At 71.0% G+C, this 21,639-nt stretch carries 20 protein-coding genes, 1 pseudogene and 1 riboswitch; of the genes and pseudogenes, 12 read left to right on the top strand and 9 right to left on the bottom strand.

Annotation, left to right across the window (positions count from 1 at the left end):
* Positions 1–10: 10 nt before the first annotated feature.
* Positions 11–1,390, top strand: coding sequence for a histidine kinase (locus tag ABZ826_RS11010; protein WP_361445555.1), 1,380 nt, complete (start codon positions 11–13; stop codon positions 1,388–1,390).
* Positions 1,387–2,061 (top strand): response regulator transcription factor, encoded by a 675-nt coding sequence (locus ABZ826_RS11005; RefSeq protein ID WP_361445552.1) that lies wholly within the window; start codon positions 1,387–1,389, stop codon positions 2,059–2,061. The genes ABZ826_RS11010 and ABZ826_RS11005 overlap by 4 nt, the downstream gene beginning before the upstream one ends.
* Before the next feature lie 149 nt (positions 2,062–2,210).
* On the opposite strand, the gene ABZ826_RS11000 is transcribed toward ABZ826_RS11005, so the two are convergent.
* Complete coding sequence (locus tag ABZ826_RS11000; protein ID WP_361445549.1) at positions 2,211–2,675, bottom strand: hypothetical protein; 465 nt, start codon at positions 2,673–2,675, stop codon at positions 2,211–2,213.
* 486 nt (positions 2,676–3,161) lie between these two features.
* Between ABZ826_RS11000 and ABZ826_RS10995 the strand changes: the two genes are divergently transcribed.
* Entirely contained in the window at positions 3,162–3,986 is an 825-nt protein-coding gene (locus ABZ826_RS10995; RefSeq protein WP_361446021.1) for a hypothetical protein, read from the top strand.
* 142 nt (positions 3,987–4,128) lie between these two features.
* Complete coding sequence (locus ABZ826_RS10990; protein WP_361445546.1) at positions 4,129–5,370, top strand: hypothetical protein; 1,242 nt, start codon at positions 4,129–4,131, stop codon at positions 5,368–5,370.
* Between the two features lie 604 nt (positions 5,371–5,974).
* On the opposite strand, the gene groL is transcribed toward ABZ826_RS10990, so the two are convergent.
* The 4 genes from groL to thrC form a co-directional block, all read right to left on the bottom strand.
* Complete coding sequence (gene groL / locus ABZ826_RS10985; RefSeq protein WP_072487928.1) at positions 5,975–7,597, bottom strand: chaperonin GroEL; 1,623 nt, start codon at positions 7,595–7,597, stop codon at positions 5,975–5,977.
* A 340-nt stretch (positions 7,598–7,937) separates the two neighbouring features.
* On the bottom strand, positions 7,938–8,144 hold the full coding sequence (locus ABZ826_RS10980) for a cold-shock protein (protein ID WP_003967346.1): 207 nt from the start codon (positions 8,142–8,144) through the stop codon (positions 7,938–7,940).
* Between the two features lie 422 nt (positions 8,145–8,566).
* Positions 8,567–8,845: a MoaD/ThiS family protein gene (locus ABZ826_RS10975; RefSeq protein ID WP_072487929.1), complete on the bottom strand. Its 279-nt coding sequence runs from the start codon at positions 8,843–8,845 to the stop codon at positions 8,567–8,569.
* A 29-nt stretch (positions 8,846–8,874) separates the two neighbouring features.
* Positions 8,875–10,176 carry a threonine synthase gene (gene thrC, locus ABZ826_RS10970; protein ID WP_361445542.1) on the bottom strand — a complete coding sequence of 434 codons (1,302 nt, stop codon included), beginning with the start codon at positions 10,174–10,176 and terminating at the stop codon, positions 8,875–8,877.
* Positions 10,177–10,193: 17 nt separating this feature from the next.
* Positions 10,194–10,320, bottom strand: a riboswitch (SAM riboswitch).
* Positions 10,321–10,473: 153 nt separating this feature from the next.
* On the opposite strand from thrC, the gene ABZ826_RS10965 reads away from it, so the two are divergent.
* Both ABZ826_RS10965 and ABZ826_RS10960 read left to right on the top strand, forming a co-directional pair.
* Positions 10,474–11,418 (top strand): glucosyl-3-phosphoglycerate synthase, encoded by a 945-nt coding sequence (locus tag ABZ826_RS10965; protein ID WP_361445539.1) that lies wholly within the window; start codon positions 10,474–10,476, stop codon positions 11,416–11,418.
* A 54-nt stretch (positions 11,419–11,472) separates the two neighbouring features.
* Positions 11,473–12,933, top strand: a complete 1,461-nt coding sequence (locus ABZ826_RS10960; protein ID WP_361445536.1) for a trehalose-6-phosphate synthase — start codon at positions 11,473–11,475, stop codon at positions 12,931–12,933.
* A gap of 4 nt (positions 12,934–12,937) precedes the next feature.
* Here the strand turns inward: ABZ826_RS10960 and otsB are convergent, their stop codons facing one another.
* The 3 genes from otsB to ABZ826_RS10945 form a co-directional block, all read right to left on the bottom strand.
* Entirely contained in the window at positions 12,938–13,816 is an 879-nt protein-coding gene (otsB, locus tag ABZ826_RS10955; protein WP_361445533.1) for a trehalose-phosphatase, read from the bottom strand.
* A gap of 231 nt (positions 13,817–14,047) precedes the next feature.
* The gene (locus tag ABZ826_RS10950; protein WP_361445530.1) at positions 14,048–14,314 is read right to left on the bottom strand and encodes a DUF3263 domain-containing protein; all 267 of its coding nucleotides are present in this window, start codon (positions 14,312–14,314) and stop codon (positions 14,048–14,050) included.
* A 41-nt stretch (positions 14,315–14,355) separates the two neighbouring features.
* Positions 14,356–15,651, bottom strand: a complete 1,296-nt coding sequence (locus ABZ826_RS10945; protein WP_361445527.1) for an extracellular solute-binding protein — start codon at positions 15,649–15,651, stop codon at positions 14,356–14,358.
* A gap of 264 nt (positions 15,652–15,915) precedes the next feature.
* On the opposite strand from ABZ826_RS10945, the gene ABZ826_RS10940 reads away from it, so the two are divergent.
* The 6 genes from ABZ826_RS10940 to ABZ826_RS10915 all read left to right on the top strand — a co-directional run bounded on the left by ABZ826_RS10940 (position 15,916) and on the right by ABZ826_RS10915 (position 21,400).
* A complete protein-coding gene (locus ABZ826_RS10940) occupies positions 15,916–16,824 on the top strand; it encodes a sugar isomerase (protein ID WP_361445524.1) in 909 nt (302 codons plus the stop codon).
* 113 nt (positions 16,825–16,937) lie between these two features.
* Positions 16,938–17,870, top strand: a complete 933-nt coding sequence (locus ABZ826_RS10935) for an ROK family protein (protein ID WP_361445521.1) — start codon at positions 16,938–16,940, stop codon at positions 17,868–17,870.
* On the top strand, positions 17,870–19,024 hold the full coding sequence (gene nagA, locus ABZ826_RS10930) for an N-acetylglucosamine-6-phosphate deacetylase (RefSeq protein ID WP_351075252.1): 1,155 nt from the start codon (positions 17,870–17,872) through the stop codon (positions 19,022–19,024). Before ABZ826_RS10935 ends, nagA begins: the two co-directional genes overlap by 1 nt.
* A 170-nt stretch (positions 19,025–19,194) precedes the next feature.
* On the top strand, positions 19,195–20,175 hold the full coding sequence (locus tag ABZ826_RS10925) for a 1-phosphofructokinase family hexose kinase (RefSeq protein WP_361445517.1): 981 nt from the start codon (positions 19,195–19,197) through the stop codon (positions 20,173–20,175).
* A gap of 59 nt (positions 20,176–20,234) precedes the next feature.
* The gene (locus ABZ826_RS10920) at positions 20,235–21,086 is read left to right on the top strand and encodes a class II fructose-bisphosphate aldolase (RefSeq protein ID WP_361445514.1); all 852 of its coding nucleotides are present in this window, start codon (positions 20,235–20,237) and stop codon (positions 21,084–21,086) included.
* A gap of 83 nt (positions 21,087–21,169) precedes the next feature.
* Complete coding sequence (locus ABZ826_RS10915; protein ID WP_361445511.1) at positions 21,170–21,400, top strand: hypothetical protein; 231 nt, start codon at positions 21,170–21,172, stop codon at positions 21,398–21,400.
* Here ABZ826_RS10915 and ABZ826_RS10910 read toward each other — a convergent pair.
* Positions 21,397–21,639 (bottom strand): annotated as a pseudogene (locus ABZ826_RS10910) (transposase); the annotation flags it as partial. The gene ABZ826_RS10915 and the pseudogene ABZ826_RS10910 overlap by 4 nt on opposite strands.

The following is a 21,639-nucleotide window of genomic DNA, read 5'->3' as shown; positions in this document are numbered from 1 at the left end:
GTCGATGCTCATGAGCAACCGGTACCTGCCTCACCTTCGTGTGCTCAGCGGGCTTCTGTTCCTCGGTGTGGCAGCCGCCGCCTGGACGACCGGGCCTGCCACGGGCGTCACGATCGTCGCCGTGGGACTGCTGACGGCCGGTACGGCACTGGCGGCGGCGACCCACCTGCCCCGGCGCCCGTCGGTCCGTCGGTGGCTGGGGCTCACCGCCGCCGCTGCCTCCGCGGCGGTGACGGCCTGCTACCAAGGGCCGGTCGTCAACTCCACGGGCTGGTGGTGGGCGCTGGAGACACTCGCGCTGCTCGCGCTCATGGTGCCGACGGCGCGTCGGACGAGTGGAAGGGTCGGGGCGATCGCATACACCTCTGTGCAGGGTGCGGCGATCGCGGTGCTGCCCCTGCGTATCGGCCTGCGTCTGACCCCGCCCGCGGGGCCGGCGGAGACCGGCGTGCTGTGCCTGCTCTGGTCGCTGCTGGCGGTGGGTGCCGCCGCGTTGGGCGGCTATCTGCGGGTCCAGGACTCCAGGAGGCGCCGGGCCCTCGCGGAGCAGCGTCGCGAACAGCGTCTCGAAGTCGCTGGTGATCTGCACGACTTCGCCTCGCACGACGTCATGGGCGTGGTGGTGCTCGTGCAGGCAGCCCGGCTCCTTGCACGGGACGACCCCGCGCGCGCCGTGGAGTTGCTGCCGCGGATCGAGGAAGCGGGGCTGCAGGCGCTGGCCGCGATGGACCGTACGGTGTGGACGCTCAACGCGGACACGGACACGGACACAGACACTGACACAGACGCGGACAGGGGCCGGGGCCGGGCCGGGGACGCGGCGGTGCCGGGCGGCGCGCCCGCCGGGCGGCCACCCGGTGCGGATCGCTCCGACCGCTCGCGGGATCGGCGGCGCGACCTGAGTGAACTGCCCGAGCTGGCAGCCCGGTTCACCCGCACCGGCACCGTCCCGGTCCATCTCGACGTGACCGGAGGTGCGCTGGACGGGTTGCCCGGGGAGGTCAGCGCGACCGGCTACCGGATCGTGGTGGAATCCCTCACCAACGTGCGCCGCCACGCCTCCGCCGCCGCAGTCGTCGACATCGCCGCCCGGCGGGTGCCGTACCGGGCCGGCACGGCGCTCCGTCTCACCGTCACGGACACGACCGGGGCCGAGGCCGCCCCACGGACGTCCCTCCGTCGGGATCGCGCGCGGGGCGGCCTCGGACTGACCGGCCTCACCGAGCGGACCGAAGCTCTCGGCGGCTCGCTGACCGCGGGGCCGCACGGGACCGCGGGCTGGCAGGTCACGGCCACGCTTCCGCTGCACGGCAGCGCTCCACCGACGGCGGCCCCGCACGAGCGAACGAGCCCCGCGCGGCGCGCGGCACCCGAGGAGACCGTCGCATGACCGCCCCCGGCGCCATCCGGATTCTGCTGGCGGACGATCAGGAGACCATCCGCGCCGGTTTCCGCCTCGTCCTCGACGCCCAACCCGACATGACCGTGATCGGCGAGGCGGCCGACGGCGTCACCGCGCTCCATGCCGCCCGGCGCCTGCGTCCCGATGTACTGCTGGCGGACATCCGGATGCCGCGCCTCGACGGCCTGGAGCTGACCCGGCAGCTCGCGGGGCCCGACGCGGACCCGCCCGTCCGGGTCATCGTCGTCACCACCTTCGACCTCGACGCGTACGTACACTCCGCCCTCCGCGACGGAGCCTCGGGCTTCCTGCTGAAACGCTCCGGACCGACGCTGCTGGTCGAGGCGGTGCGGGCGGCGATGTCCGGCGACGCGCTCATCAGCCCCCAGATCACCGCACGCATGCTGCACCGACTCGTCCCGCCGGTCGCCCGGGACGGGAACCCGCCCGTCGAGCCGCTGACCCCGCGCGAGGAGGAGGTCGCGGCGCTGGTCGCCGGGGGCCTGTCGAACACGGACATCGGCGAGGAACTGTTCATCTCACTCGCCACCGTCAAGTCCCACGTGGCCAACCTCCAGCGCAAGCTGGTCGTCCGCAACCGGGTCGGCATCGCCGCCTGGGCCTGGCGGTCCGGCCTGGCCCCGACCGATCAGGTCTGAGGGCGGATCACCCGGAGCCCGTTGCCGCGTCCCGGTCTTCGTGTCGGCGTCAAACCTCTGGTCAGCACGCATGCGCCAACACACCGCAGCCGCCCGTGCCAGGAAGAACGACCCCGGCACGGGCGCCTGCGGGACAGACCGAGCGAGTACTAGCCGACCCGCTCCAGGACCCACTGCGGCCCACCGTCGTAGCTGATGACCGCGCGGCTGCCCTGCGTGGTCAGGCGACCCAACTCGCCACGGCCGAGAGCGATGGCGACCGGCCCGCCATCGGCAGCGCCCTGGATCGACCACTGGTCGGGCTGACGGCCGCACTGGTCCACCCACACGGCCGGCGGGTAGATCCGGATCGGCGAGAGCGCCAGGCAGCGGTTCTGCCCACCCGCCTGACGGATCTGGGTCAGGCCGTCGTCCAGGTTGTTGACCTCCCACACGGTGCCGGGATTGCAGGTCTCGATGTGGCCGCCCAGCGGGCCTTCGCCGCCCGCGAGACACAGACCGCTGCGTACGTCACGGATGAGGTAGGAGCCGTCGTCGGCAGCCTGGGCGGGGGTGGCCAGGGCCGCCACCGCGACGGCGGCCGCGGCGAGGGAGAGAATCGAACGAATACGCACGGGACTCCTCGTACGAGAGAGAAATGCGGAAGGCCAGGCCACGTCGGCGGCGGCCCGGAGTCCCCAAGATCACAAAGATGTGCGGCCGTTCGCGCGCCCGGCAGACCTCCGGCCCGAGTTTCCACCCCAACGGCAGCGGCGCGCACGCATCACGCACGGCGCATGCGTACCTCTCTCGCGCCCCCAGCGACGACGGGATTCCTCCCGGAGCTCAAGCCGCGAAGTCCGAGCGCTCTTTCCGAGGAAGGGGAGGTGGGCCACTTCCCACCCACCCTCCCTGCCCGGCCAGTTGACTTCTCGTGACCGGCTTGCCACGGATGGTGGCGACGCTCTAGCGTTCCGAATAACGAACGACCCCTGCCGGTGCGGGAACACCGGACAGGGGTCTGACCAACTCGATCGAACGGACCTCGATCCATGGCTGTCAGCCAGCTTAGTGCCGCCCCGTGCGCACCGCACGTACCTCTGCCCACGCTCCCGCACCCGATGGCCAATCCGGGCTACGGCAAGCGCTCCGCCCCCGCACAACACGCATGCACCGAGCACGATTTCGCGCATCTTCCGCCCCGCGAGGCATCCATCGCGGCGTACATCGACCGGCTTCCCGAGGGCGCCGACATCTCCGTCAAGACGCTGGCCAAGGTCCTCCCGTACGGCCAGTGCGCACTGCGGACCGCCCTGAACCGGCTCCAGGACGCCGGTCATCTGCGGCGCGGCAGCGAGTGCGTCGCCCATGACGAGGTCCTGCTCTGGGTGACCCGCACGTTCTTCTCCCGCACCGCGCGGGACGACGACTGGTGGGCGGCGTTCAGCCGGGGCGACGCACCGCCGGAGCGGCGACAGCGGTATCAACACCCCACCCGCTCCCGCGCGTTCGTACTGCTGGCCGCCCTGGGCCGCACCGCCCCCGCCCTCACCCTCTCCGCGGCGGACTGCGCGGCACTGGAACCGCAGGTCACCGACTGGTTCGAGCGCGGCGCCACAGAAGCGGAACTGCTCCACGCCCTGACCGACGGCCTTCCCGCCCCGGTCCACCACGCGGCGGCCCTCGTCCGCAGGCGGCTGACCGACAAGATGCCACCCGAACGGGTCGCTCCGGCACCACACCGGACGGTGTTGCGCACCCTCGAATGCGGCGAGTGCCGCGCACCCGGCAGCGCGGAGGTCCTGATCGGCGGACGGTGCGGACCCTGCCGGGGCAACCCCGTCGACGCCCCCGCAGGACCGGCCGGAACCGTCCCGCCCACCGGCGTACGCAGCCGCATGAGCGAGATTCGGGCGGCGATGACGCCACACTCCGAGAGGAGATAGGGCGGGAGTGCCCCGAGCTCACCGGGTGTCCGAAACCGGCTCCCACCTGGGGGTGGTTTGATCCACTTCTCCCACCCGATCGTTACGTTGCGTGTTCTTTTGGACGCACAGTGTAATCAATCGACCTCAAGGGGAACGATCCATGTCCGAACCGACCCACGAGCAAATCGTCTCGGCGCTCCACAGCATGCCCGCCATCACCCTGGCGCCCGGCCCCCGCCTGGACGCCGAGAAGCACGGGGCTCTCCCCCTGCCACCCAGCACCGTGTGGGACCTGCCGGGCGGTACCGCCTGGGTCTACTACGGCGAGGGGAATCGGGGCCTCGTACGGCCCGTGATCTTCGCCGACGGATTCAACACCGGTCCGAGCAGCCTGGACTTCTGCTGGGAGATCATGGAGTTCGGCGACTACGCGCTCATCAGCGAACTGCGTCGCCGGGGACACGACGTGATCCTTCTCGGCTTCCACGAGCGCAGTGCGTCGATTCTGGACAACTCCAGGACCGCACAGGCCGCGATCCACCGTGCCGTCGCGGAGCGGCTGGGCGACTCGCCACTGGCCGTCGGCGGATTCAGCATGGGCGGGCTCGTGACCCGGCACGCGCTGGCCAAGATGGAGAGCCAGGGCGTCGACCACGAGACGTCGCTGTACTTCTCGTACGACAGCCCGCACCGCGGCGCCTGGATCCCGATCGCGCTGCAGGCATTCGCGCACTACATCAAGGATCTCGACAGCCGGTTCTCCGACCAGATCAACAGCCCCGCCGCGCGCGAGCTGCTGTGGCGGCACATCGAGAAGTGGGACGGGACGCCGGACCAGAGCGACGAGCGCGCCGCGTTCCTCGCGGAGATGGCGGCCGTCGGCGAATGGCCGCGACGGCCGCGGCGGATCGGTGTCGCCAACGGCGTGGCCGACGGCACCGGCTCCGACGTGCGGGCCGGAGAACTGGCCCTGGAGGGCAAGGGCCTCTCGGTCGCGGGCACCAAGCTCTACACCCAGGCCCCGGGCGACGGCGAACTCGTCGCGAAACTGCGGGTGGTGACACTGAAGACCAACGAGGTGCGTACGTCCGGACTGCCCGAGATCGACGGCGCGCCCGGTGGCTCGCTGGAGGGCTTCGGCATCCTCGCCGACGCCTTCAACGCCCTCAATCCCCTCCTCGGGTTCAAGACCGACGTACTGATCCGCTCGCACTGCTTCGTCCCCGCCGTCAGCGCGGTCGACGTCCGCGACCTGGACACGGACGAGGAGCTGTACGCGAGCATCTCGGAACTCCCCTACGGAGAGGGCGGGCTGGACGAGTACAGGCTCGCGTCCCGGAACGAGGGGCACACCCTCGTGACGGAGGAGCTCTGCACCTGGCTCCTCGACCGGCTCCCGTAGGGGCGGGGCGTCGCGGCGTCCGGCGCCCCGTCATACCGGGGAGCCAGGCGTCCATGGGGAAATGGGGACTGCGGTATCACGCACCCACGATGCTCCGGCGGGCATCGTGGGCGCGTCCACCGCGCATCTACGGGGAGCCCACGTGACCGTTGTCCCGCACGACCACAGTCGTACCCTCAACCGCCGTCAGGCGCTCGTCACCGGGCCGGCGGCTTCGGCGCTACTGGCCACGGGCGCCATGCCGTCGCCCGCCGCCGCGGCCGGACGGGCCCGCCGCTCCTCGCTGCCGAAGGCCGGGCTGCCGCGCCCCACCGGCCCGTTCGCCGTCGGAACTGCCGCGCTCCACCTCGTCGACCGCTCGCGGACCGTCACGACGGAGACGCAGAGAACTCCGGCGCTGCGCGCCTCCGGGCCAAGGATGCGTTTCCCTCCCCGGCTGAAGCCGGGGATACCCACGCAAGATCACGGATGGTCTTCGCACGCTAGGAGGAGCTCAGGGCGCGCAAGCACCGTCCCCGCCCCGGAAACGACATCGGCCCCTGGGACCAGCTGGTCCCAGGGGCCGATGCGGCAAAGCTGTGCGGGAACTACCGATCCGTCAGGATCAGAAGTCCATGTCACCGCCCGGCATGCCGCCCGGAGCGGCCGCGGCGGCCTTCTCCGGCTTGTCGGCGATGACGGCCTCGGTGGTGAGGAACAGCGCGGCGATGGACGCGGCGTTCTGCAGGGCGGAGCGCGTGACCTTCGCCGGGTCGAGAATGCCCTCGGCGATCATGTCGACGTACTCGCCGGTCGCGGCGTTCAGACCGTGGCCGACGGCCAGGTTGCGCACCTTCTCGACGACGACGCCGCCCTCAAGACCACCGTTGACGGCGATCTGCTTCAGCGGGGCCTCCAGCGCCAGCTTGACGGCGTTGGCGCCGGTCGCCTCGTCACCCGAGAGCTCCAGCTTCTCGAAGACGGCCGAGGCCTGGAGCAGAGCCACGCCACCACCGGCGACGATGCCCTCCTCGACGGCGGCCTTGGCGTTGCGCACCGCGTCCTCGATGCGGTGCTTGCGCTCCTTGAGCTCGACCTCGGTCGCGGCGCCGGCCTTGATGACGGCCACGCCGCCGGCCAGCTTCGCGAGGCGCTCCTGGAGCTTCTCGCGGTCGTAGTCCGAGTCGGAGTTCTCGATCTCGGCGCGGATCTGGTTGACACGACCCTGGACCTGGTCGCTGTCACCGGCACCGTCGACGATCGTGGTCTCGTCCTTGGTGATGACGACCTTGCGGGCGCGGCCGAGCAGGTCGAGACCGGCGTTCTCCAGCTTGAGGCCGACCTCCTCGGAGATGACGGTGCCACCGGTGAGGATGGCGATGTCGCCGAGCATGGCCTTGCGGCGGTCACCGAAGCCCGGGGCCTTGACGGCGACGGACTTGAAGGTGCCACGGATCTTGTTGACGACCAGGGTCGACAGGGCCTCGCCCTCGACGTCCTCGGCGATGATCAGCAGCGGCTTGCCGGACTGCATGACCTTCTCCAGCAGCGGAAGGAGGTCCTTCACGTTGCTGACCTTGGAGTTCACGATCAGGATGTACGGGTCGTCGAGGGACGACTCCATGCGCTCCATGTCGGTGGCGAAGTACGCCGAGATGTAGCCCTTGTCGAAGCGCATACCCTCGGTGAGCTCCAGCTCCAGACCGAAGGTCTGGGACTCCTCGACGGTGATGACGCCTTCCTTGCCGACCTTGTCCATGGCCTCGGCGATGAGCTCGCCGATCTGGGTGTCGGCGGCGGAGATGGAGGCGGTCGAAGCGATCTGCTCCTTGGTCTCCACGTCCTTGGCCTGCTCCAGGAGGGCGGCGGAGACGGCCTCGACGGCCTTCTCGATACCCCGCTTGAGGGCCATCGGGTTGGCACCCGCGGCAACGTTGCGAAGGCCCTCGCGGACGAGCGCCTGGGCGAGAACGGTGGCGGTGGTCGTACCGTCGCCGGCGACGTCGTCCGTCTTCTTGGCGACCTCCTTGACCAGCTCCGCACCGATCTTCTCGTACGGGTCCTCCAGCTCGATCTCCTTGGCGATGGAAACACCATCGTTGGTGATCGTGGGGGCACCCCACTTCTTCTCAAGGACGACGTTGCGACCCTTGGGGCCAAGGGTGACCTTGACGGCGTCGGCGAGCTGGTTCATGCCGCGCTCGAGACCGCGCCGGGCCTCCTCGTCGAACGCGATGATCTTGGCCATGTGAAGTGGTCCTCCCGGACAGGGGTGGATTTCTCCGGACCGAGTGGCGCCCGCGACGGACGGCCTGCGTGACCGGTGGTTCCTTGCCCCACCGGACCTGCGGGCCTCACCGGCCCGGTCCAAGTTCTGTCACTCTCACCTGGAGAGTGCTAACGCAATGATTAGCACTCGACCCCCGAGAGTGCAAGCGTCCCCCTCGGGATGTGGACAACGACGACTCCGCGCGGAGGGCCCGGACACGGACGCGCGGAAGGCCCGGACGCGGACGCACGGAGGGCCCGTACCCCAGGGGTACGGGCCCTCCGTGCGCGAGTGGTGTCGTTGGCCGACCGCGTCGAGCTCAGCCGACGGCGAGCTTGACCATGTCCGCCTGCGGCCCCTTCTGGCCCTGCGAGATCTCGAACTCAACTCGCTGACCCTCTTCAAGGGTGCGGTACCCGTCCATCTGGATCGCGCTGTAGTGGACGAAAACATCCGCACCACCGTCGACCGCGATGAAGCCGTACCCCTTCTCCGCGTTGAACCACTTGACGGTGCCCTGAGCCATGCCTAACTCCCCTATTACTGGCCCTTGCGCAGGACCGCACTTCGCGGACCCGGGTCAGAACTCACCCTCCGACAGGAGAGGGTGTGTGCGCCGGAACGCGTCGACCGCGGCCGAATGTATCTGCCCAACTGCCCTCTGCAACAGGTCAATCGGACGAGAATTCCGGGCAGCGCCGAACGCCCGAATATGTGGAATTCATGGGATTCCCGGGCAAGTCGGGCCGGGCAAAAGTGACTTATGGCGCAAGGAGATCGCACACTTTGGCTGCATCTTGTCGCGACCCGGCGCATTCTCATATGCGGGCGGCACGGGCAGCTGGGGGGACTTCCCACACTGTACCGCGCTCAACCATGCAGAATTGCCCCCTCCGCTTCTCTCGCAGAGGGGGCAATTCCTATAACGCTGTGCAGTCGGACGCAGGGTCAGCAGCCGCCCGCGACGGCCGGGATGATCGAGATTCCGGCGCCGTCCGGCGTCGCCGTCTCCAGACCGCCCTCGAAGCGCACGTCGTCGTCGTTGACGTACACGTTCACGAAGCGGCGCAGCTTGCCCTGGTCGTCCAGGACGCGGGCGGCGATGCCCGGGTGGTTCTGCTCCAGGGACTCGATGACCTGGGAGAGGGTCGAGCCCTCGGCCGGGACCTCGGCCTGGCCGCCCGTGTAGGTGCGGAGGATGGTGGGGATACGGACCTTGACGCTCATGGTGGGTGCCTTCCTTCGGTCTCGGGTGGTCAGCTGGTGGCGAGGCCGGCGGCGCGGAACGCGTCCAGGCTCGGCCGGATCGTCGCGGTCGCCTGCGAGGTGGCGGCCACCGCGTCCAGGGTCTTGAGGCCGTCGCCCGTGTTGAGCACGACGGTGGTCAGCGCCGGGTCGAGCAGACCGGCCTCGATCAGCTTCTTCGTCACGCCGACCGTCACCCCGCCGGCCGTCTCCGCGAAGATGCCCTCGGTGCGCGCCAGCAGCTTGATCGCCGCGACGACCTGCTCGTCGTCGACGTCCTCGACCGCGCCGCCGGTGCGGCGGGCGATGTCCAGGACGTAGGGGCCGTCGGCCGGGTTGCCGATCGCCAGGGACTTGGCGATGGTGTTCGGCTTCTGGGGCCGCACGACGTCGTGACCGGCCTTGAAGGCGGTGGAGACCGGGGAGCAGCCCTCGGCCTGGGCGCCGAAGATCTTGTACGGCTTGTCCTCGACCAGGCCCAGCTTGATCAGCTCCTGAAGACCCTTGTCGATCTTCGTGAGCTGCGAGCCGGACGCGATCGGGATGACGATCTGGTCGGGCAGCCGCCAGCCGAGCTGCTCGCAGATCTCGTACGCCAGGGTCTTGGAGCCCTCGCCGTAGTACGGGCGCAGGTTGACGTTGACGAAGCCCCAGCCCTCGCCGAGCGGGTCGCCGATGAGCTCCGAGCAGAAGCGGTTGACGTCGTCGTAGTTGCCCTCGATGCCGACCAGCTCACCGCCGTACACCGCGGCCATGACGACCTTGCCCTGCTCCAGGTCGTGCGGGATGAACACGCAGGAGCGGAAGCCGGCGCGGGCGGCGGCGGCGCCCACCGCACCGGCGAGGTTGCCGGTGGAGGAGCAGGAGAGGGTGGTGAAACCGAAGGCGCGGGCGGCCTCGACGGCGATCGCGACGACGCGGTCCTTGAAGGAGTGCGTCGGGTTGCCGGAGTCGTCCTTGACGTACAGACCGCCGGTGACACCCAGCTCACGGGCGAGGTTGTCGGCCTTGACCAGCTTGGTGAAGCCGGGGTTGATGTTGGGCTTGTCCGCGACATTCGCGGGAACCGGCAGCAGCGGCGCGTACCGCCAGATGTTGTCGGGTCCGGCCTCGATGCGCTTCTTCAGCTCGTCCGGGGAGCCGGTCGGCAGGTCGTACGCCACTTCGAGCGGCCCGAAACAGGACGCGCAGGCGAAAAGGGGGCCGAGTTCGAAGCGCTCGCCGCATTCGCGGCAGGAAAGCGCCGCGGCGGGGCCGAGGTCGACGGCGTCGGTGGAAGAATCGGTGCTTACTGCAACAGTCTGCGCAGCCATGGAGGCGAGGCCCTTTCTCCTCATCTTCCTCGCGGCGCGTTTCGCCACGAGACGGAATTGGCACCTTCCCCACCTGACCTCGCGGTCGGCGGGAGGGTTGCCGGGACTTCAACGGGCCGTTCCCTCAGTCCCTCTGGATGAGCGCTGTGGCACCGGATCGACGATCCGGGCGTTTATTGGCGGACTGACCCCGACATGCGACGGCCATCCGCGTTGTTCAAGACTGTAACCGAAGCACCGGACAGTTGAGATAGCCGTCCGAACCGCGAGATGGATCACATACAGGGAGTATCGACCGTGCTGGAAGAGGTCGAAAGCTGGCTGGCCAGGCGTTCCTGGTCGGCCGCCGACCGCCCGCTGGACCGGCTCCTCGCCGCCAAGGAGCCGGGCCGCGGGAGCGTGAGTGTGGTACTGCCCGCGCTGAACGAGGAAGCGACGGTCGGTGAGATCGTCGCGACGATCCGGCGCGAGCTGATGGAGAAGGTCCAGCTGGTCGACGAACTCGTGGTGATCGATTCCGGTTCCACGGACGCGACGGCGAAGGTGGCCCGGGAGGCCGGTGCGCGGGTGGCGCACCGGGACGACATACTCCCGCGGATACCGGCCGTGCCCGGCAAGGGCGAGGTGCTGTGGCGGTCGCTCCTGGTGACCGGCGGTGACATCGTCTGTTTCGTCGACGCCGACCTGAAGGAATTCTCGGCCGATTTCGTCTCCGGCATCGTCGGCCCGCTGCTGACCGATCCGGACGTGCGGTTCGTCAAGGCGATGTACGACCGCCCGCTCGGCGACACGGCGGGGCAGGGCGGCCGGGTCACCGAGCTGGTGGCCCGTCCGCTGCTCAATCTGCACTGGCCGCAGCTGGCCGGCTTCGTCCAGCCGCTGGGCGGCGAGTACGCGGCGCGCCGCTCGCTCCTCGAACAGCTGCCCTTCCCCGTCGGCTACGGAGTGGAACTGGGCCTCCTGGTCGACGCGCTGCACACGGTGGGCCTGGACGCGCTGGCCCAGGTGGACGTGGGGGTCCGCAAACACCGCCACCAGGACGGGCAGGCGCTGGGCCGGATGGCGGCGGCGATCTACCGGACCGCCCAGCTCCGGCTGTCCCGCGGCCACCTCGTGCGGCCTTCGCTCACCCAGTTCGAGCGCGGCGAGGACGGCTTCGTGCCGCGCACCCATCCGGTGGACACCGAGGAGCGCCCGCCGATGCGCGAGATCGAGGAGTACGTTTCGCGCCGCGCGGCCTGACGTCGCCTGACTTCGCACGTTTGGGCGGTTCGTGATCGGGCTAGATTCCGCAACATGGTCTCCGAGCACGAAGCCCAGTCCGCCGCCCGGCCCTGCGCCCGGCTCGCCGATCCCTCCGCCGCGCCTTCGGTCCAGCCGCCCGCCGAGCCCTCCGAGCAGGTTCTCGTCGCGTCCAACCGCGGCCCGGTGTCGTACACCCTGGCCACCGACGGATCGCTGGAGGCGAGGCGGGGCGGCGGCGGACTCGTGTCCGGGCTGAGCGCTGTGAAGGACAAGCTGTGGGTGTGCGCCGCGCTCGGTGACGGGGACCGGGAGGCGGTCCGGCGCGGGGTGGGTGAGCAGGGCGTCCGCATGCTCGACATCGACGCCGCCGTGCACGCGGACGCGTACAACGGCATCGCGAACTCGGTCCTGTGGTTCGTCCACCACATGCTGTACCAGACCCCGCTGGAGCCGGTCTTCGACGCGGAGTTCCGGCGTCAGTGGGCATCGTTCGAGACCTACAACCGGGCCTTCGCCGAAGCGCTCGCCGAGGAGGCGGGCCGGGGCGCGGCCGTGCTGGTGCAGGACTACCACCTGGCGCTGGTGCCCGGCATGCTCCGCGAGCTCCGCCCCGACCTGCGGATCGGCCACTTCTCGCACACCCCGTGGGCGCCCGTCGACTACTTCCGCCTGCTCCCCGACGACATCGCCGAGCAGTTGCTGCACGGCATCCTGGGCGCGGACCGGGCGGCCTTCCTGACCCGGCGCTGGGCGGACGCGTTCATCGGCTGCTGCACGGAGATCCTGGGCGGCACCGGCCGGACCAGGGTCGGGGTGCACGGGCTGGGCGCGGACGCGGACTTCCTGCGCCGGCGCGCGCACGAGGCGGATGTGGACGAGCGGATGGCGGCGCTGCGGGAGCAGGTCGGCCCCGGGCGGAGGACGATCGTGCGAGTGGACCGAACAGAACTGTCCAAGAACATCGTGCGCGGCCTGTTCGCCTACCGCGCGCTCCTCGAAGAGCGGCCCGAATGGCGTGAGCGCGTCGTCCACGTCGCCTTCGCCTACCCCTCACGGCAGGACCTGGCGGTGTACCGCGACTACACGGCCGAGGTGCAGCGGGTCGCCGACGAGATCAACGCCGTGTACGGCACCGCGGGCTGGACCCCGGTCGTGCTCCACGTCAAGGACGACTTCGCCCGCTCGCTCGCCGCGTACCGGCTGGCCGACGTGGCGCTCGTCAACCCGATCCGCGACGGCATGAACCTGGTTGCCAAGGAGGTCCCGGTCGTCTCCGACCACGGCTGCGCGCTGGTGCTGTCGCGGGAGGCGGGGGCGTACGAGGAGCTGGGCAGCGACGCGGTCGTGGTGAATCCGTACGACGTGTCCGCGACGGCGGCGGCGCTGCACGAGGCGCTGACGATGGCGGACGACGAACGGGCCGCGCGCACGGAACGGCTGGCCGCGGCCGCGGTGGCCCTGCCTCCGCAGCAGTGGTTCCTGGACCAGCTGGACGCACTGCGGCGGGAGTGAGTCGTCAGATCCTTGCGGCCAGCGCCGCCAGGAAGTCGACGACGGCTCCCGGGCCGTTCAGCAGCAGGTCGGCGCGCTCGGCCAGGTCGGGCACCTCCGCGCTGCCGCTGCAGACCAGCAGGCCCGGAACGCCGTCGGGGCCCTCGGTGCGGAGCTTCTCCACGGCGGCGTACGCGGCGAGGTCGCCCAGGTCGTCGCCCGCGTACAGGACGGACTCGGCGTCCATCTCCCGTACGTACTGGGTGAGCGCCACTCCCTTGTCCATGCCCGGCGGGCGCAACTCCAGGACCAGACGGCCCGGTTCGACGATCAGCCCGTGCCGGGCGGCGAGCTCGCCGAGAGGGGCGCGCAGGGCCTCGAACGCGCCCTGCGGGTCGGCGGCGCGGCGGGTGTGGACGGCGAGGGCCTGGCCCTTCTCCTCCGTCCAGGTGCCGTGCCAGGAGCCGAACCGGTCGAGCACGCCGGGGAGTTCGGCACGGACCGCGGCCACGCCGGGGTGCGGGGCAGGGGCGTGCACGGTGCCGGAGACGGCGTCCCAGCGTTCGGCGCCGTAGTGGCCGAGGACGACGAGATGGTCCAGCCCCGGCACTCCGGCGAAGCCGCCGTACCGGACCGCGACGCCGGCCGGGCGGCCGGTGATCACGGCGATGGAGGCCACCTTCGGGGCGAGCGCGACGAGCGCGTCGACGGCGCGGGGGTGGGCGCGGGCCTGGTCCGGGTCCGGGACGATGTCGGCGAGGGTTCCGTCGAAGTCGAGCGCGACGACGGCCCGGTCCGGACGCGCGAGGATCGCGGCGAGGGCCTCTCGGCCGGGTGGGGTGGTGGGGGTGGGGAGCTCGGACGGGGTTTCGCTCGGCGCGGGTGCGTGCGGGTTGCTGCCCATGGGGGGAGCCTATAGCGGGATGCGGGCAGCCGGCGGGCCCGTTCCCCTGCCCGTCCCCAAGCTCTCGACTTCGTTCGATCAGGGGGACCCCACTCTTCCCGAGCCGGGGCTCCGTCCCGAATCCCGCGCCGCAGACGCCGACGAGGCTGGAACTCACGCCGCACCCGGCAAAGACAAGCCTCTCCGGCGATTGAGGAGCGGGGGGCCGGGCAGCGCCCCCGGGAACACCCCTCAGCGGCGCCCCCGCCGCGCGTCGCGGACCCGGCGCAGGCGGTTCACCGTCACCGGGTCCTCCTCCAGCGCGCGGCGGTCGTCGAGCAGGGCGTTCAGCAGTTGGTAGTAGCGCGTGGGCGAGATCCCGAGCCGCTCGCGGATCGCGCGGTCCTTCGCTCCGGGTCCGGCCCACGACTGCCGCTCGACGGCGAGCACGGCGCGATCCCGGTCGGAGAGTCCGGCGGGGCCGTTCGGGTCGTCGGGGCCGTTCGTGAGGGCGGTCATATCAGCCAACATATCGCCCGGCCGGAGGCCGCCCCCGGTCGTCACCCCGCGTGCTCCGCCGCCGCGGATTGCCGCGCGATCCGCCCCAGCACGCTCTCGGGGCTCCCGTTCGGCTCGACCGCCCTGCCGATGTTCTCCTTGATCGACTCGCTGGCACGGGCCCAGGACGTCTTGCCGTACGGGTAGAACTCCGCGTTCGGCAGCGCGGCCAGGAACTTCCGCAGCGGCTTGTACCGGGGATCGGTTTCCATCGCCGCGGAGGCGCTGTCGGTGACCGGCAGCAGTCCGTACTCGTCGGCGAAGTCGATGACGTTCTTGTCGGTGAACAGATAGTCGAAGAATGTGGCCAGCTGCACCCGGTGGCCGCGCTGCTTGAAGCCCATGATCCAGTCGGCGACGCCCATCGAGCCCTTGGTGGGGCCGCCGACGCCGGGCAGCGGCACCATGCCGACGGAGACGCCCTTCTTCTCGGCCTCCTGCATCAAGGTCGGATGACCGTTCAGCATGCCGACCTCGCCGCGCGTGAACGCGGCGAACGCCTTGCCCCGGTCGAGCTTGCCGGGGGCCACGGGGCCGACGAGGCCCTTGTCGACCAGGTTCGTCTTCAGCCAGTCGAAGGTCCTGACGTTCTCGGCCGAGTCGATCTCGTACGAGCCGGTGTCGTCGATGTAGCCGCCGCCCCCGCTCAGCAGCCACATCATGGTCTCGGCCTGGGACTCCTCCGGACCGAGCGGCAGCGCGAACGGGTACGTCACGCCGCGCTGCTTGAGCACCGTCGCGTCGTCGCGTATGTCGTCCCAGGTCCGCGGGGCGGCCAGGCCCGCCTGGGCGAAGAACTTCTTGTTGTAGAAGAGCAGCCGGGTGCTGGCGACGAACGGCAGCCCGTACTGGGTGCGGTCCACGCTGCCCGCGTCGGCCAGGCGCGGCAGGAAGTTGGCCTGGGCAGTGATGTTCAGCATCTCGTCGGCCCGGTAGAGCTTGCCCGCCTTGGCGTAGTCGGCGTACGAGCCGATCTGGGCGATGTCGGGGGCCTCCCCCCGCTTCACCATCCCGGCGACCTCGCGGTCGACGTCCTTCCACGAATAGACGCTGACCTCGACCTTGATGCCGGGGTGGGACGCCTCGAAGCCCTTCACGAGTGCGGCCCAGTACTTCTTGGAACTGTTGGCCGCGCTGTTGCCGTAGTCGGCCGCGACGAGCCTGAGGGTGACGTCCCCCGAGCCGCCGCTGCCGCCGCAACCCGACAACGTCGCCGTCAATGCCAGCGCGGCCCCAGCCGCGGTCAGTCCCCAGTAGCGCCGCTGCACAGCCCAGTCCGTCCTCGTCCTCGGTGTCATCCGCGCCGGCCACGTCCTCGTGGGGGTCTCCGGATGAGCTGTGATCCTCCCCCGAGCGATCGCCGAAGGTCTACACCAGGGCGGTATCGCTTTCGCAACGCAGCCGGATCCGCGCCCTGTTGCCGCGCGGGGGCATTGCCCTTGACCTGCGCCGACTGCTAAGTAGGTTGCGGCGCAAGGCTCTTCGTGGTCCAGACCTTCGCTCCACCGCCGTGCCGCACCGCCCGCACCGTCACCGTTCCACGCCCCAAGGAGCCGTCGAGCATGTCGCGTACCGCATCGGAAATTGCCACCCAGCCCGGCTGTTGGCGGCGTGCCGCGGAGGCGGGGGCGGCGTTCGACGGACTGCCGCGTCCGGGCGAGCGGGTCGCCGTCACCGGGTGCGGCACCTCCTGGTTCATGGCCATCGCGTACGCGGCGCTGCGCGAGGCGGCCGGGCAGGGGGAGACGGACGCGTACCCCTCGTCGGAGTTCCCGGTCGGGCGGCCGTACGACCGGGTCGTGGCGATCACCCGCTCCGGTACGACGACCGAGGTGCTGGAACTCCTCGCCGGGCTGCGCGGCAAGGTCACCACCGTCGCGCTGACCGCCGACCCGCGGGCGCCGGTGATGGACGCCGCCGACACGGTGGCCGTACTGGACTGGGCGGACGAGGAGTCGGTCGTCCAGACCCGGTTCGCCACCACCGCGCTGGCCTTTCTGCGGGCCGGTCTGGAGGCGTCGGGTCCGCTTCCGGCCGGGGTGAAGACGGTGGCCGCCGCGGCGGTCGACGCGGAACTCGCGGTGACGGAGCCGCTGGACGAGGCGGTGGTCTCGGCCGAGCAGTGGACGTTCCTGGGGCGCGGCTGGACGTACGGCCTGGCGCAGGAGGCCGGGCTGAAGATGCGCGAGGCGGCCGGCGCCTGGACGGAGTCGTACCCGGCCATGGAGTACCGCCACGGCCCGATCTCGATCACCGGGCCCCACCGGGTGGCATGGGCGTTCGGTCCGCTGCCGGAGGGGCTCGCCGGCGAGGTGGCACGGGTGGGCGGCACGCTGATCGCGCACGCCACCGCGGACCCGATGGCCGATCTGATCCGGGCGCAGCGGCTGGCGGTGGCGCTCGCGGAGTCGAAGGGGTACGACCCGGACCGCCCGCGCAACCTCTCGCGCAGCGTGATCCTTTCGCCCTGAGTCCGCTGCTCGGGCCGCTGCGGCGATACCGCGCCGGTGATTTTGTATGGATGCGCAACAAACCGCACTAGTGGACTAGACCTATCGGGGTTCCTCGGGCGAAACTGTTTCCCGTGAAACACGTCATCGCCCTCGATGTGGGCGGCACCGGAATGAAGGCCGCACTGGTCGGGGCCGACGGCGCCCTGCTGTACGAGGCGCGGCGGGCGACCGGCAGAGAGCGCGGCCCCGACGCCGTCGTGGAGTCGATCCTCGCCTTCGCCTCGGACCTGCGGACGTACGGCGAGGAGCACCTCGGCGAGAGCGCCGTCGCGGCCGGTGTCGCCGTGCCCGGCATCGTCGACGCGGAGAACGGGATCGCGGTCTACGCCTCGAACCTGGGCTGGCGCGACGTACCCATGCGGGAACTGCTCGGCGAACGGCTCGGCGGTGTCCCCGTCGCGCTCGGCCACGATGTGCGCACCGGCGGACTCGCCGAGGGCCGGATCGGCGCGGGCAAGGGAGCCGACCGCTTCCTCTTCGTACCGCTGGGCACCGGGATCGCCGGGGCCATCGGCATCGCGGGCACCATCGAGTCCGGCGCGCACGGATACGCGGGCGAGATCGGCCACATCGTGGTCCGGCCGGACGGCCCGGACTGCGGCTGCGGCCAGCGCGGCTGTCTGGAGACCCTGGCGTCCGCCTCCGCGGTGACCCGTGCCTGGGCCGCCGCGTCCGGCGACCCGGCGGCGGACGCCGCCGACTGCGCGAAGGCCGTCGAGTCGGGCGATCCGGCGGCCGCGGAGGTCTGGCGGAACGCGGTGGACGCGCTCGCCGCCGGGCTGGTCACCGCGCTGACGCTGCTCGACCCGCGCGCCCTCATCATCGGTGGCGGGCTGGCCGAGGCCGGGGAAACCTTGTTCACACCACTCCGTGCGGCCGTCGAGGAACGTGTCACGTTCCAGAAGCTGCCCCACATCGTTCCGGCGGCCCTCGGGGACACCGCCGGATGCCTGGGCGCAGGGCTGCTCGCCTGGGATCTTCTCTCCACGGAGGTATCCGCCTGATGGCCGGACGCGCAGACAGCACAGTTCTCGCAGGTGCCCGGGTGGTGCTTCCCACCGGGACCGTCGAGGACGGCCGGGTGATCGTCGAGGGCACCCGGATCGCCGGCTCGGTACCGGAGGGCGCCCCGACCGTCGACCTGAGCGGCCACTGGGTGGTCCCGGGCTTCGTCGACATGCACAACCACGGCGGTGGCGGCGCGTCCTTCACCTCCGGCACCGTGGACGAGGTCCTCACCGGCATCCGCACCCACCGCGAGCACGGCACCACCACCCTGGTCGCCTCCACCGTCACCGGCGAGATGGACTTCCTCGCGCAGCGGGCCGGCGTCCTCTCCGAGCTGGTCGAGCAGGGCGACCTGGCCGGTATCCACTTCGAGGGACCGTTCATCTCGCCGTGCCGCAAGGGCGCGCACAGCGAGGATCTGCTGCGCCACCCGGACCCGGCCGAGGTCCGCAAGCTGATGGACGCGGCGCGCGGCACCGCGAAGATGTTCACGCTCGCCACCGAACTGCCCGGCGGCATCGAGTCGGTGCGGCTGCTCGCCGAGCACGGCGTGATCGCCGCGATCGGGCACACCGACGCGACGTACGAGCAGACCGTCGAGGCGATCGACGCGGGCGCCACCGTCGCCACGCACCTGTTCAACGCGATGCCGCCGCTCGCCCACCGCGAGCCCGGTCCGATCGCCGCCCTGCTGGAGGACGAGCGGATCACCGTCGAGCTGATCAACGACGGTACGCATCTGCACCCCGCCGCCCTGGAGCTGGCCTACCACCACGCGGGCGCCCACCGCGTCGCGCTGATCACCGACGCCATGGACGCGGCCGGATTCGGCGACGGCCGGTACCAGCTCGGCCCGCTCGCGGTCGAGGTCAAGGACGGTGTCGCGCGGCTGGTGGAGGGCAACTCGATCGCGGGCTCCACGCTCACCCTGGACACCGCGTTCCACCGGGCCGTGACCATCGACCGGATCCCGGTCGACGACGTCGTGCAGTCCATCTCCGCCAACCCGGCACGGCTGCTCGGCGTGTACGACCGGGTCGGCTCACTGGAGCCGGGCAAGGACGCGGACCTGGTGGTCCTGGACGCGGACTTCACACTCAAGGGAGTCATGCGCAAGGGCGAATGGATCATCGATCCGCAGATCGGTTGATTCGACCCGTTGTTGACGGCGAATCGAATGCGTAACGAAGAGACGGCGGTTGTTCCGGAGGTCTGGGCCGACCGCCACCTCTTTGACATGATCGCCTGGGAAACAGGCAGAGCAAGCGCATTCCGTCCAAGGATTCGCGCTCCAGAGCAGGGATCGAGGGAGCGGCCGCGGTGATCCTCACGGTCACACTGAATACGGCACTCGACCTGACGTACGGCGTCCCGGAACTCGTCCCGCACGCCAGCCACCGCGTCAGCGACATGTCCGAGCGCCCCGGCGGCAAGGGCCTCAACGTGGCACGGGTGCTCTCCGCCCTCGGCCACGACACGGTGGTCACCGGATTCGCCGGAGGCTCCACCGGAGCCGTACTGCGCGAGCTGCTGGCCACAGCGTCGCCACGGGGCACGGACCCGACGGCCGCCACCGGCACCGCGCCGGCCGCCGCGCCGATCACCGACGCCCTCGTCACCGTCGCCGGGAACACCCGTCGCACGATCGCCGTCGTCGACCGGGCCACCGGCGACACCACCCAGCTCAACGAACCCGGCCCGCTCGTCGGCGCCGACGAATGGGCCGCGCTCCTCGGCCGGTACGAGGAGCTCCTCACCGGGGCCGACGCCGTCGCCCTCTGCGGCAGCCTGCCGCCCGGCATCCACGTCGGCGCCTACGCGGAACTGGTCCGCCTGGCCCGTGCGGCACACGTCCCCGTCCTCCTGGACACCAGTGGCGAACCGCTGCGCCGCGGTATCGCCGCCCGCCCCGACCTGATCAAGCCCAACGCCGACGAGCTCGCCCAGCTCACCGGCTCCCGCGAACCGCTGCGCGCCACCCGTGACGCCCGCCGCCGCGGTGCGCACGGGGTCGTCGCGTCCCTGGGACCGGACGGCATGCTGGCGATCACCCCCGACGGCGTCTGGCAGGCGTCCCCGCCCGCCAAGGTCCGGGGCAACCCGACCGGTGCGGGCGACTCCGCGGTGGCCGGACTGCTGTCCGGCCTCGTCGTGGGGCTGAGCTGGCCGGACCGGCTGCGGCGGGCGGTGGCACTGTCGACGGCGACCGTGCTCTCCCCGACGGCCGGGGACTTCGACCGCGCTGCGTACGAGGAGCTGCTGCCGCGCGTCGGCGTCGAGGAACACCCAACGGCGGCCTGAGGCCGCGCCCGTACCGGACCCGCCCGAGCGCGGGTCCGAAGAAGTAGCAAGAGGTCAGCATGCCGCTCGTCAGCACCGGTGAACTCGTCTCCGCCGCACAGGCCGAGGGACGCGGGATCGCCGCCTTCAATGTCATCACTCTGGAGCACGCGGAGGCCATCGCGGCCGGCGCGGAGCGGGCCGGAGCCCCCGCCATCCTGCAGATCTCCGAGAACGCCGTGAAGTTCCACGGCGGACGGCTCTGTGCCATCGCCGCCGCGGCCGCCGCGGTCGCCCGCACCTCCACCGCCCCCCTGGCTCTCCACCTCGACCACGTCGAGTCCGTGGAGCTGCTGCACCAGGCGCACACGGAGGGGTTCGGCTCGGTCATGTTCGACGCCTCCAAGCTGCCGTACGAGGAGAACGTGCGCGCCACGGCCGATGCGGTGGCCTGGGGCCATGAGCGCGGCATCTGGATCGAGGCCGAGCTCGGCAAGGTCGGCGGCAAGGAGGGCGAGGCCCCGCTCGACGCCCACGCCCCCGGCGTCCGTACCGACCCGGCCGAGGCCGCCGCGTACGTCCGCGACACCGGAGTGGACGCGCTGGCCGTCGCGGTCGGCTCCTCGCACGCCATGACCGAGCGCACCGCCGCCCTGGACCACGCCCTGATCGGCCGGCTCCGCGACGCCGTCCCGGTCCCGCTGGTGCTGCACGGCTCCAGCGGCGTCCCGGACGACGAGATCCGCCAGGCCGTCGCCTCCTCCGGCATGGTCAAGATCAATGTGGGCACGGCACTGAACACGGCGTTCACCGGCGCGGTACGGGCCTACCTGGCCGAGAACACCACGGGCGTCGACCCGCGCAAGTACATCGCGCCGGGGCGCGAGGCGATGGCCGCGACAGTGGCGGGGTTCCTGGCGCTGATGGGCTGACCGCGGCACGCAGCGCGTTGCGCGCGCCGAACAATGGAGTTTTCTCATCCTGGCTCGTCGCGAGGTCGGACGGTCTTAAACAGGTGAGTGTCTTCCGGGCGGGCGTCGCGGAGCGTCGCCACGACCGCATCGAACTCTTCGCCGTAGGCCACACACCCAACTCCCCCGAGAAGTCCGCTGTCCTCACCAAGCTGGACGAGGCCGTGACGTGGGCCAACATCGATATCGCCCACCGTCAGGACAAGCTGCCCGTACGCGACCAGGATCGGCAAGGCCGTGAACTCGCCGCAGGTTCGTCTAAGCTTGGCGTTTAACGTGGGCGGGCTTGGTGTTCTTTGATCGATTCGGCGCGTTTGACGGTCTTGCCGACGTCGTGGTGCCTGGCCCGGTGGCTGTTCTTCGACCCTGCGGGCCGTCCTGGCCCTGGTCGGGAGGGTTTCGGTGCCGTCGCCGGGCTGGTCGTGGTCGCGCGGACGTTGCGAAACCCTCGCCGCACCCGGGCTGGGGTGAGGCGGCGGGGCTCGGCTGGTCTTTCCCAGGGGCGGCGGAGGTC

The organism is Streptomyces sp. NPDC047515 (assembly GCF_040643055.1).
Classification (GTDB): Bacteria; Actinomycetota; Actinomycetes; order Streptomycetales; family Streptomycetaceae; genus Streptomyces.
This window is presented reverse-complemented; position numbering and strand designations above follow the sequence as displayed.